Annotated in this window: 11 protein-coding genes and 1 pseudogene; 2 read left to right on the top strand and 10 right to left on the bottom strand. The window is 40.0% G+C overall.

Annotated features, from left to right (window positions below):
- Positions 1-134 precede the first annotated feature (134 nt).
- Positions 135-314 (bottom strand): annotated as a pseudogene (locus ACZ43M_RS03725) (SDR family NAD(P)-dependent oxidoreductase); the annotation flags it as partial.
- A 426-nt stretch (positions 315-740) separates the two neighbouring features.
- Here ACZ43M_RS03725 and ACZ43M_RS03720 point away from each other — a divergent pair.
- Positions 741-1,007 (top strand): DUF6081 family protein, encoded by a 267-nt coding sequence (locus tag ACZ43M_RS03720; protein WP_464506114.1) that lies wholly within the window; start codon positions 741-743, stop codon positions 1,005-1,007.
- An 80-nt stretch (positions 1,008-1,087) separates the two neighbouring features.
- Here the strand turns inward: ACZ43M_RS03720 and ACZ43M_RS03715 are convergent, their stop codons facing one another.
- On the bottom strand, positions 1,088-1,930 hold the full coding sequence (locus ACZ43M_RS03715; protein ID WP_464507939.1) for a MurR/RpiR family transcriptional regulator: 843 nt from the start codon (positions 1,928-1,930) through the stop codon (positions 1,088-1,090).
- A 362-nt stretch (positions 1,931-2,292) separates the two neighbouring features.
- Here ACZ43M_RS03715 and ACZ43M_RS03710 point away from each other — a divergent pair, with 362 nt between their 5' ends.
- Entirely contained in the window at positions 2,293-4,233 is a 1,941-nt protein-coding gene (locus ACZ43M_RS03710; protein WP_464506112.1) for a discoidin domain-containing protein, read from the top strand.
- A 120-nt stretch (positions 4,234-4,353) separates the two neighbouring features.
- On the opposite strand, the gene ACZ43M_RS03705 is transcribed toward ACZ43M_RS03710, so the two are convergent.
- From ACZ43M_RS03705 to murQ, 8 genes are all read right to left on the bottom strand, one after another.
- Positions 4,354-5,100 carry an aminotransferase class V-fold PLP-dependent enzyme gene (locus ACZ43M_RS03705; protein ID WP_464506111.1) on the bottom strand — a complete coding sequence of 249 codons (747 nt, stop codon included), beginning with the start codon at positions 5,098-5,100 and terminating at the stop codon, positions 4,354-4,356.
- On the bottom strand, positions 5,087-5,569 hold the full coding sequence (locus ACZ43M_RS03700) for an alanine racemase (RefSeq protein ID WP_464506110.1): 483 nt from the start codon (positions 5,567-5,569) through the stop codon (positions 5,087-5,089). The genes ACZ43M_RS03705 and ACZ43M_RS03700 overlap by 14 nt, the downstream gene beginning before the upstream one ends.
- A 19-nt stretch (positions 5,570-5,588) precedes the next feature.
- Entirely contained in the window at positions 5,589-6,437 is an 849-nt protein-coding gene (locus tag ACZ43M_RS03695; protein WP_464506109.1) for a MurR/RpiR family transcriptional regulator, read from the bottom strand.
- Positions 6,438-6,607: 170 nt separating this feature from the next.
- On the bottom strand, positions 6,608-7,684 hold the full coding sequence (locus ACZ43M_RS03690) for a DUF871 domain-containing protein (RefSeq protein ID WP_464506108.1): 1,077 nt from the start codon (positions 7,682-7,684) through the stop codon (positions 6,608-6,610).
- Positions 7,685-7,696: 12 nt separating this feature from the next.
- Positions 7,697-8,395 (bottom strand): PIG-L deacetylase family protein, encoded by a 699-nt coding sequence (locus ACZ43M_RS03685; protein ID WP_464506107.1) that lies wholly within the window; start codon positions 8,393-8,395, stop codon positions 7,697-7,699.
- 15 nt (positions 8,396-8,410) lie between these two features.
- Positions 8,411-9,364, bottom strand: a complete 954-nt coding sequence (locus tag ACZ43M_RS03680; RefSeq protein WP_464506106.1) for a GNAT family N-acetyltransferase — start codon at positions 9,362-9,364, stop codon at positions 8,411-8,413.
- A gap of 33 nt (positions 9,365-9,397) precedes the next feature.
- A complete protein-coding gene (locus ACZ43M_RS03675) occupies positions 9,398-10,690 on the bottom strand; it encodes a PTS sugar transporter subunit IIC (protein WP_464506105.1) in 1,293 nt (430 codons plus the stop codon).
- A 45-nt stretch (positions 10,691-10,735) separates the two neighbouring features.
- Positions 10,736-11,635, bottom strand: coding sequence for an N-acetylmuramic acid 6-phosphate etherase (gene murQ / locus ACZ43M_RS03670; protein ID WP_464506104.1), 900 nt, complete (start codon positions 11,633-11,635; stop codon positions 10,736-10,738).
- Positions 11,636-11,869: the final 234 nt, after the last annotated feature.

The following is an 11,869-nucleotide window of genomic DNA, read 5'->3' as shown; positions in this document are numbered from 1 at the left end:
GTTTAGTGTTTAACATAGTCCTTGCTTCGCTTTTTCCGAATGTGCCTTTTGCTCACTTTAAAACCAAAAAACTCCCTCAACTATTAAGCCTGAGGGAGCTCTATACCTTACCCGAATGTTACGATCCGCATATTCACAAACAATACATGGTCATAGGTTTCTCTCAATTCTTTTTCTACTGCTAATCCTGCTTGCTCGTTGTAATCTGCAATCACAACTTTTGCGCCTTTTTCTAAAAACGCTTTCACGGTTGCAAGTCCAATACCAGAGGCAACACCTGTTACAATGGCTACTTTATCTTGTAGATTTGTCATGTTAATTCCCCCAATCTTTTAAAGTTTATATTTAAAAACTTGTGAACTTTTTGTGAACACCTTCATAATAGTCCTATATTAAAATATTGTTAATTAAAGAATCTCGAATTAAAAGTATTTTTGTTGAAGAAGTACAGTTCTATTAAGTCGATTAAAAAAGTGCCTAGTCACCGCCCGACGATCGATCAAATATCAACAAATAAGAGGTAGTAACAGGGCACTTTCTTAAAATGGATGGTCACAGGAAAGACGAAGACGGCCCCCAATTAAAAAAGTTTTATAGCACCGAATCCTAAAGGTTGAAATATGTTAAATCGTTATAGGATACGATATATTTTAAATGAAAAGGAGATCTAAAATGGCAATTAGAAGAGAAGATGTCTATAAATTAATTGATAAGTCCCGGATGAAAAATAAGTATTCAGTGTGAATAAAATTGGCTATAAAATAGACCCTCAGTATATGATTTTAGACCACGGTGGGGAAGAACAATTGGTTAAGCCGGATCAATTAGTTGGGGGAATTGGGATGTTTACTTTGCTTGATGCCTTTGAGGACGGAAAGGGATTGGTTAAACTGTCAACGGAAGAGAATTTTTATTACCATCCACTAACAGGCCAGACACCTATTCAGCGAGTATATACGAACCTTCCGAATGCCTTCTGTTGGGGATATGTGGCGGGCTTAGTTTAGGTGTTAATCATTATAGAAAAAATCCCTATTGCGGCAGCAGTGCAACCCGCAATAGGGATTTCTTATTAAAAATCCTGGACCTATTCTGGAGTGAACTTCATATTTAATGACTTCGTCAACTCACGGGTTTGATCAAGGTATCGGACTGTTTGCTCATATTGTTGTGTGGCCAAACACATAAACAGGATATCGATAATATGTAATTGTGCAAGACGTGAAGATGTGGCTGCGCTCCTAAAAGGAGCCTCTTTGGAAGAAGATGCAAAAAGCTTGACCATGGACCGTTCCGATACTGGTGATATTCCATAACTTGTTAAGCTTATCGTCTTGATTCCTTTAGCATTGGCCATATCTAAGACCTTTACAATGTCGTCGGTTTCCCCTGAAAAGGAGATTGCCATAACGACATCATTAGGGTCGGCATTAGCAATTTGGGTGGCAATGATATAAATGTCTGTCAAGGCGGTTGCGTTTTTATTAATCCTTAAGAATTTCTGCTGTGCATCTGTTGCGACAATACCTGAAGCGCCCCTCCCAAAAAAATGAATATTAGGAGCTGCCGATAATAGATCCACCGCTTTTGAAAGCTCCTCCGTATTGATGATCTCACTTGTTTCCCGCAACGCTTGAATACTGTTCGATGTCATTTTATCAATAATAGAAAAATACGATTCATTCGGTTTAATATCTCGGTACCCTTCAACATGGCTTTTTTGAAGATCTCCAGCCACCCGCAATTTTAAATCTTGAAACCCTTTGAGCCCCAGGGATTTACACAAGCGAATCACGGCTGCACTGCTGGTCGATGTGCGTTCTCCTAATTCACTGGCAGTAGCCGTAATGGCTTCCTCAGGGTGCTCTATTATGTATTCGGCAATTTTTTGTTCTGAAGGTGGCAGACTAGTAATGATTTTTTGAAGCATGGTAATTCCGCCTGTTAATGACAAAACCACATTCCCTCCTTTGGATTAATCACTTATACCTATTATAAATGTACCATAATAATATTTCACTTTTTACTAATATCAAAGCTTAGATTCGTATGCTTCGGTATGCAAAATTTTGTATATTAATAAAATAATAATAACAAATACTACCAAATACCTATCGAAAAAATATTTCATTAATTTTATAATTAATTTGTAATAAAAAATCAGCAAACTCTATTTTAACATCTTATGAAAGTTGTGTAAACAACTCTACATATAAGACGAAAAAAGGGGGGATTCTGTTTATCTGAAGTTGACTGTTGAAAAATCATGATAAAATACTAGGAGGAAAAACGGTGAAAATAAGCAAAAAGAAATCCTTTATAATTTCTTCAATGATGGTTGCAACTGCTTTCACATTGTGCACGGGTTCATCCTTTAGCTCTGTTTTTGCTGATAGCCAAACCTCAAAGCAGCCAACGGAAACAGTTTATAAAATTCCAGAAAAGTTAGCAGAAAATACGGTATATGTAAATGCGAATAACAAATTAAACAAAATCAAAAAAGAACTATTTGGTGTACACGTTCCTGCATGGAATGAAACAATTTTTGATCATGGCGTTCTTAATAAACAGCTAGTAAAAGAACTGAAAGATGCGGGAGTAGGCGGATTTTTAGTTTACCCTGGCGGAAATTACGGAGCTAATTTTATTTGGAATAAACCGAATTTACCAACTGAAATGACTACTGATCAATTTCTTGAGTTAAGTAAGGAATTAAACGGAACCGTAAAAATCTCAGTTAACGAGAATCAATCGCCGGAAATGGCTGCCGATTGGATTAAGTACGTTAATAAAGAGAAGAAAGCTGGAGTCAAGTATTGGGAAATTGCTGATGAACCGTATTTGACAACCACGGTAGATAAATTTATTGCCAAAGTGAAGCAATTTGCCCCTGTGATGAAAAAGGCGGATCCATCCATTAAAATTATCGCCAATGTAAGCGCTTATAACCCAGCGTTCACTAAGAAGGTAATTAGTGAGGTTGGGGAATATATCGATGTCTATTCCATTCATCATTTACCATTAGCTCCTTCCAGCAAGTATAGCCCAGGCTCACCTTATACAGAAGAAAATAAAGAAAAGTTTTATCAAGATTTACTGCAAACACCGGACACACTGCGGACAGAAATCTCCACAGTTAAAGGTTGGGTGAAAGAGGCTGGAATTGATAAGGATGTAGAATATCATATTGGTTCTTTTAATACAGTATGGTGGGGACCAGAAGATTGGACTGTCAATTCACTTCCAGTAGGACTTTGGATGACTGATATACTTGGGACCTTTGCTGAAGAAAAAATCGATGCGGCAGCATACTGGGCATTAATGAATCCATATCCACCTGGCAGTGGAGACTTTGGGATTGTCAGCCCTGCTTTTAAACCGTATGTTAATTATTACCCTTATCAGTTATATAATAAGCATTTTGGCAAGACCCTGGTGGAATCCCAGTCAAATATTGAAGATTTATCTTCTTATGCCAGTGTAAGCAAAAATGGCGATACTCTTTATTTAATGATAGTTAACAAGTCTCCTAATCAAGCTAAAACGATAAACTTTGACTTAGGAAAATATGATGTTCGCGGGGATGCCGCAGCTTGGATCTTGGACGGCCCTGTCGTTGCGGACCATTTAAATCACTATGGTTTAAGAAAAGAAGCGATCAATAATGTCTCTGATAAATTTAGTTGGACGGTCCCTGCTTATTCTGCTGTCGCTATTGAAATTCCTAGAAAAAATAGCAAGCACTCTTTAGAAGAAACGCCAAACCTGGCAAAATTCAAAACAGGCGAAGCATCGTCCATTGCTTTCCAAACCGATTATGCTTACGCACAAACGTATGATTTTATGCCGGACAAGGCCATTGATGGAGATTTGACAACCCGTTGGGCGTCAAAAATATTCAAAAAGGAACAAGAATATATTCAAATAGATTTAGGTTCAACTAAGAAGTTTGATCATCTTAAATTCTATTGGGATTATTACGCAACCAAATTCAACATTGAAGTATCCAATGATGGAAAAGAGTGGACAAAAGCAGCTGACCAAACAAATGCAATTAGAACAAAAGAAGCACCACAGCCGATCGATGAGGTCCAATTCTCTACACCAGTAGAAGCACGGTATATCAAATTGAATATGACAGAAAGACCAAAAACAAATGGTATTAAGGCAGGCGCTTCCCAATGGACTCCAGATGCGTTCTCCCTTTGGGAAATTGAGGCTTACCTGAAATAAGGTATAGTCAATATTATGAAAGCACGCTAATACGGAATTAGATTTCACAGTGAATCTTAAATCCGTGATAACGTGCTTTTTTAATCAAATTTTGCCGCCTCGCCGCAGTTCTTTGTATAGTCACGACTCATTCTTTACTTTTTTAATGGCCTTTTTAATAATACTAATCGTCAAATCCGCCCCGCTTCGCATTGGGTTTACACGAAGCAAATAGGGGGCCATATCCGGTGCACTTTCTAAGAACGAACCTGATACCCGATAAATCATAGGGAGAACTTCATATTTTGATTCCGCCCCTACAGGATGAATCGCACCGCCAAATTCGTCTGCATTTTCGATTACCTCAAATGCAATAGGGTCCCTTAACTTGATGATGACGTTTCGTGATTGCGAATTGGAAACTTGGGCCCACTCTACTTCTCCAATCTCCCCTTGATTCAAGCGTTCACAAATTTTTTCTACCTGTGCCGATTGAATGGCACACAGAACAGGAGCTTTTACAAGAGCACGCAATAGTTCCATCGCTTCCGGCCCTTGGACTTGGCCGCCGCCGGAATAGTTCCGATTTTTAATGACTTCGATAGGTTCTTTTTTGCCAATGACGACGCCAACGCCTTCAGGACCGAGTAATTTAAATCCAGAGAAGGTTGACACATCCGCACCCATTTGAACTCCTATTCCGGGAGTTTTAAAGACGGTATAGTTATCATCTACAACGATCGGCATATCCGGCACTGCTTCTTTAATACAATGGATCACATCTTGAATACGATAAGAATCTTTAATTTGCTGATAAGAATGTTGGATAAGAACCAATTTAACTTTCGGGAGACTTTCTTGAACAGCAATCAAATCATGATAATCCACAATTACAGGCTTTAATCCGTACAGTTATCTTTTGTCTTTTTCCTTGTTGCCGACAGGCCTCATTCAGTTCTTTTGCCTTCTCAATACTGTAAACAGTGATATAGGTTGGATTCATCTTAATCACTTCGTTTACATAATGAGAAGGAATTTGCACAAGGTGGCCGATATGGCCAACCGGAATCCCATTTTCAAACATGACCCTGGCTTCTTTATAATCAACGACAACGGTGCCATGAAATCCAAGTTTCATAAGTTCAGAGGTAACGAGCGGGTTCCTGCCAAATTGCTTTGTCATGATATATAATTCAAGTCCATTTCTATTGCCTTCATCTATCATATACCGGCCATTTTGGAGCACTGCATCGAGATCAATGACATACGTGTCAGGCAATATTTCCCCATTTTGATGTAAATAAAAGGCGAAATCTAGCAGCTCAGGATTTCTTCTCAGTGTCAAATCTAAAATCAAATTTCTCACTTCCTATAATTTACCATTTAGTACTTTTTTTACATTCTATAAAAAAGTTAATTGCCTCCCGCGTTCGGTCTAGATAATTTATTGTTTCGTCATAGCGTTGGGATGCCACACACATAAAGAGAATGTCAATCACGTGAAGCTGTGCAATCCTAGAAGCTGTAGCCCCGCTTCGGAAGGCGGGCTCACTAGCAGCGGATGTATACAACCTGATATCCGCCAGTGAATTGACTAATAATGCCCCATATTTTGTAAGACTAATCGTTTTGACACCTTGTTTTTTGGCTAATTCAATAATTTTGGAAACTTCTACTGTCTCACCCGAAAATGAGATTCCTACCACCACATCAGTTATTTGTGCATTGGCTACTAATGTTGCGGCCATATGGGTATCCGAGAAAGAAGTCGCATTTTTATTGATTCTCAGAAATTTTTGTTGGGCATCTTGGGCAATGATACTGGATGCACCTACTCCAAAGAAATGGATATTCTTCGCCTCCAGCAAGGCCTCTACAGCTTTGGTAAGCTCATTTGGGTTAATTAATTCTGCCGTTTCCTTTAGGATTTGCATACTATTGTTTGTCATCTTTTCGATAATAGTAAAGGTAGATTCATTTGGTTCAATATCACGGGTCGCAAGGTTATTCGACTTTTGGACGTCTCCTGCGATGCGCAGCTTTAACTCTTGAAAGCCTTTCAAATCCAAAGATTTACATAATCTGATGACGGTAGCACTACTTGTCAAGCTTATCTGACCTAGCTCATTTGCAGTTAGAGATACCGACTCACTTGGGTTCTGCAGTAAATAGGATGCAACTTTTCTCTCTGATGGAGAAAGCTTAGGGAGCATTTGAGAAAGCATTGCAAGCCCCCCATTTGAAAATGACATTTCGCACCCTCTCTTCTATAACAGGATCATATCTAGAGAATAGTGATACAAATGAATCAATCACCACATGCTGCTTATTTAAAAAGGGGCAGTCTACTAAACACCAGACAGCCCCCTTTAAGAAATCAAAAATTCACCTTGCTTTAAACGCACGATACATTCTGCAATAAAACGGTCGTTCCCCCTCTGACAAATTTTAATAGAGAGAGATCTTCGGGGATCACTTGTCCGACCACATTAACCTTCGGATCTAAAGGAAGATTCTCTAGAGCAATTTGGATTTCGCCTGCATATCTTCCATACAGTTCATTATCAATGGTTATGGCTCCCCATACCCGCTCAACGATATGATTAGGGCTCAAGTCGACTCTTTTTTGGAGATCGATCCTCGAATCGGCAAGACGGATGACTTTGGCTGAAGCATCTAACCTGTTGGTATGAGTCTGTAACAGGTATTCATGGATAGGCTGGAAATCTTGCACACCTCTATAACGGATTGGTATAGCCTTTTGCTCCTTCAGGACAGAGAACCTGCTAAGCGTTTCATCTGAGAGTGAAATGTCACCGATGTAAACATGGTCGACATGACAATCAGTTATTAGCTCTAAATAGGAATATATCAAATCCTGTTCACGATGTTCTTCTAGTGTCGGCAGTCCGCAATACAACGGCTGCCGTTTGATGCCGTCTCCAGGAATGAAGGCCGTTACCTTTAGTCCGTATGTTTTTATCCATTGATTCTTTTGAATAAAATACTCTTTTGATAATCCCGTTTCCGGCCGCGGGTAAAAATTATGGGCCGCCTCGGCGTTGTCGATGTTTAAGCCTTTTTCAAGCAGTTCCTCCATAAAGCTTTCATTTAGAGTACTTGCATTTAAGGAAATCTTCATTTTTTGGGATAACTGTACGATTTCTTCCGTGCTGAAGCCATAATCAACTCGCAACCCGGTGACACCCCATTCAAGGAGGCTTTCCGCTTCACTTGGTGTAAGGTCCAGGTGCTGAAAGGATCTTGGCGAAATATCAGGAATTAAGTCCATATTGTTCCTTTTAGCCGCTGCACCCAATTGAAGCAGCAATTCCTTATAAACGGAAGGATCTTCCTCAGGGATTTGAAGAGAGGTAAAGATGGCGGAAAAGCCCTGTTGATGGCCTTTTTCAATCCACTCTTCGTTAAACTTTTCATTTTGTTTTGAAAGATAAACGGAAATGCCTAACATTGCAACCCTCTTCTATTCATGCAAATAATTTTGCGTTCTGGTAGCCGTCATAAATGCTTTTGATAGCTTTTGTCCGCTGCCGACGACTTCAATTGCCCTGATGGCTGCCATCGTCCGATAATAATCCTGATATGGCACACTGGCATTACCACCGCCAAATAACTCATATTTGGACAGTGCCTCAAACCATTGCTCAAAGGTATCTTCAATTTCAACATATAATTGAGGTATAAAGCCGTTCAAGTCTTCACAGTTTTCTCCAAAGTAGAGATAGTCCAGCTTATGCGGTTCTGACTCGGTTTGAATGTTTGGATTGGCTGCCATTTTTACAGCTTCCACCACGGCATCATGGGTTAATACATGTCGTGGGTGCATGCTTCCCCTCCAATGGGTAATCACAATCGTCGGTTTTTCTTTACGAATTAATTCACAAAGGTCGAGGATGATTTGTTCCTGTGAAGGCAGCTGCCCAGCGATATAGCCTGACCAAATGGCTCTTCCTCCTAAAGCTTCTGCAACCTTAGGAATCTCTACATCCAGTTGTTTTGCATACTCTTCGCTGGATTTACAGTGATGGCCCCTCTCACCTCTAGTGATATGGACGTAAGTTGTTTCATGGCCTTCTCTTGCATACTTGATACCAACTGCGCCACCCATTAACTCAGCATCCAACGCATGGGCACCGATTGTCATGACATGATGTTTTTTCATGTTAATCTCCCTTTTTTATAAAAATTTTTTCATCGTTACGTGTCTTTTCATGACTTTCATTCCGGCACGCTCATAAAACCTCTGAGCATCCTGGTCTGTCCAAGCAAGCCAGACATGGAAGATTCCCCGTGAATACATGTCCATCAGCATTTCATAGAAGAGCACACTGCCAACTTTTTTGCCGCGCATCTTCTCTGAAACGCCAAATGGTCCGAAATGTCCTTCCAGGTCATCAATGGCCCTTTGGCAATAGCCTAAAATCTTGTTATCGCGATCAACCGCTAGAATGATAGTTTCTTCCCCCTTAAACTTCGTGAGGGCCTCCCTGACATTCCGGACCCATCCGCCCGGAAAGTTTTCATGGAGGAAGCCTAACAATGGCAGCGTATATTCCTTTGTAAAAGGAATAATCTTGATTCCATGCTCATTTAACAGGGTTCCTTTAATAGCCCTCACTTCTTCTGGAATGGTGAAATTATATAAGACCTTATCCATCCCTACTGCTTCCCCTGTTACTTGATAGCCCAATGATTCGAAAAACGGAATCGAACCGCCGTAAGCCTCTTTGTCCGGCCCAGGGAAGAAATAGTTAGGACTGTATGCCCCTAAGGTAACATTCGTCCGATTCATTTTTTTAAACTTATTCTCCAAGTGCTGCACCAACTGTCTGCCAATCCCTTGCCGTTGATAACCAGGGTCGACATGCATGACAGAAATCCAGGCACGTTCAGGTTCCAATCCTCTTTCCTCGTAAGGATACTTTCGCACTAACCCAAGTGCGTACCCTACGACATCCTGTTCCTCATTTACAGCGACTACAGCTAAATCAGTATCAAAATTGGGATCCAATAATACTTTTTTGTGAAAAACCGCTTGATTAACCGGATCCTTTATCAAACATGTATTCCATAACGAGATGACCTGACTTTCATCCGTATAAGCATATGGTCTTATATTTATTTCAGTCATTTTTAAAAAACACTCCTCGCACAAGGTACAATTTTAAATTCCAATATCCGTTGGTTTTGCGTTATGCTCTTGTAATTGCTGCTCTTTCAAGCTTTGCTTTTCTAAAACTTTGAAGAATGGAAGCCAGATAAAGAACATGATCACGTAATTCAAAGTAGCCAAAATAGCTGCTGCCCAGCTCCCGCCGGTACCTAAGTAAGCTGCAATTGGTCCCGGAGTGGTCCATGGGACTAAGATATATGGTGCAGGCACTAAACCGGCTGCAATGACAGCATAGCTGAACACGAACAGGAATAGATAACCAAAAACCCAAGGGATAAACAATATAGGATTCAGTATTAAAGGCAAACCGAAAATTACAGGCTCTGCTATATTGAAAATAGATGCCGGCAATGCCAATTTCCCTAATGATTTGTATCGTTTTACACTAGACATAAGCATTAAAACAATAATTGGAAGCATACTGCCTTTTACAAAATAGTTTAAAAATTGTTCGCTGACGATATAAGGCACTGCTTTACCTGATTCAACTGCTGCTACGTTGCCACCCAGCATATCCATCCAAATCGGCTGCATAACCGAGAATACGACGTTTGAACCATGGATTCCGACAAACCAAAGCAAACGGTCGATTGCTACCCCAATAAATTGGGCTATGAAGCTGCTTCCGCCAGCAATAATTGGTTTGAACGCAGCCATTATTAAAGTAACTAAGTCCAATTGACCGACGAAGCGAATCAGCCACCATGATCCTAAAATGACCATAACCGGGATTAACGCTGTAAAGCTATTAGCCACCATTGGCGGTACGCCTTCAGGCATTTTAATGGTAATATTTTTTTGTAAGAACCATCGATACACTTCAACACTCAAAATACCCACAACAATAGCGGCAAACATTCCTGTACTCCCCAAATTGCCTGCAAGAATATAGGAACCAAGCTTCTCGTCTGCCGCCACTGGGAACATAAGCAGGAAGCTGAACAAGCTAATAAATGCTCCGGAAATCGGGTCTACCTTAGCAATCTTATCTTTGTAAAAACCCGATAGAAAGTATCCGATTCCGAGCGCTAAACCGATGGAAATCAGTCCCATGGTAGAGCCATTTCCGCCCCAAAGGTAACCGACAATCGGTTTAATTAAATTTTGCCATGCAGGGATTGGCAATGATGCTAATAAAACAAAGAAGGAACCCAAAATAATAATTGGCATTAGTGTGATAAAGGATTTTTGAATCGAATCAAGGTATCGGTTTGTTGACAATTTGATTAGAGGCGGTGCAACTTTGTGTTCTATAATGCCAGACATTTTATTAACTAATGACATACCCTCTCACCCATCCTTGTAATCTAATAAAATATAATTTTTGAATTAAATAACAGATAGTTTTATAGCGTTGTGAATGAATCCATCAGAATTTTTTAAACGTTCATTTGCTTCTTCGAAAGTTATGCCAGTTAAAAACATAATAATCGCAATCTTGGGTTTTCCTTGAGCCATTTCCAGGTAGTGGCTGGCTGTTTGAACATTGCAATCCGTTGCTTCCATCATGATCCGAATGGCTCGGTCGATTAATTTTTCGTTTGTCGGCTGCAGGTCGACCATTAAATTACTGTAAGCCTTCCCAATTCTGATCATGGAAGTGGTTGATAACATATTACAGACCATTTTCTGCGCAGTGCCGGCTTTCAGGCGGGTGGAACCCGTCAGGACTTCTGGACCGGTGTTCACTTCAATAGGTATCTGTACATGTTGGCTGACAGCCGAATTTTTATTGCAGCTAACAGAAATCGTCGTGGCCCCCATTGATCCGGCATAGACCATTCCCCCGATAACATAAGGAGTGCGGCCGCTGGCAGCGAGTCCTACAACAATATCTTTATTGCTTAAATGAATCCTTTTTAGATCTTCAACAGCCAATTCCTGATTATCTTCAGCACCTTCAACAGCTTTAATAAAAGCCGTTTCTCCCCCCGCAATGATGCCAATCACTTCATTTGGATCTGTCCCAAACGTGGGAGGACATTCCACTGCATCCAATAAGCCGATTCTTCCACTTGTCCCGGCCCCTAAATAGATTAGACGCCCTCCGACATGAAATGCTTGCTCAATTCGTTTTACAGCCTTTGCAATCTGGGGAATTTGCTCCTTTACTGCTTCAATTACGCCAGCATCCTCCTCATTCATGATTTTTAAAATATCCTCTGGAGACATTTCATCAAGACTAGTTGTTCGCGGATTCCTCATCTCCGTAGATAGATCATTTAGCATCTTGGCTCCCCTTCTTATACTAAATTGAAATCGATTTCAAAAATATTATAACACCCTAGTTATAATATTTCAATGAAATGATAAAAATTTTGAAATTTTATTTCAATCCTTAAATGTTATTTTAAATGGCTAAAACAGTAGTCCATAAACTACTTTTTGCCTTACTTCTTTGTAAAAACAAGGATAAAAATTTTTTTATTTCAAATAATAAAAAAAAATGATTAAGGATTGTTT

It is taken from the genome of Neobacillus sp. B24 (genome assembly GCF_055381825.1).
This window is presented reverse-complemented; position numbering and strand designations above follow the sequence as displayed.

Excerpts from the sequence above, each read along its gene's own strand:
- ACZ43M_RS03715 (WP_464507939.1), bottom strand. The coding sequence starts at position 1,930 with ATGCTTCAAAAAATCATTACTAGTCTGCCACCTTCAGAACAAAAAATT.
- ACZ43M_RS03695 (WP_464506109.1), bottom strand. The coding sequence starts at position 6,437 with ATGCTTTCTCAAATGCTCCCTAAGCTTTCTCCATCAGAGAGAAAAGTT.
- ACZ43M_RS03690 (WP_464506108.1), bottom strand. The coding sequence starts at position 7,684 with ATGTTAGGCATTTCCGTTTATCTTTCAAAACAAAATGAAAAGTTTAAC.
- ACZ43M_RS03685 (WP_464506107.1), bottom strand. The coding sequence starts at position 8,395 with ATGAAAAAACATCATGTCATGACAATCGGTGCCCATGCGTTGGATGCT.
- ACZ43M_RS03680 (WP_464506106.1), bottom strand. The coding sequence starts at position 9,364 with ATGACTGAAATAAATATAAGACCATATGCTTATACGGATGAAAGTCAG.
- ACZ43M_RS03675 (WP_464506105.1), bottom strand. The coding sequence starts at position 10,690 with ATGTCATTAGTTAATAAAATGTCTGGCATTATAGAACACAAAGTTGCA.
- murQ (WP_464506104.1), bottom strand. The coding sequence starts at position 11,635 with ATGCTAAATGATCTATCTACGGAGATGAGGAATCCGCGAACAACTAGT.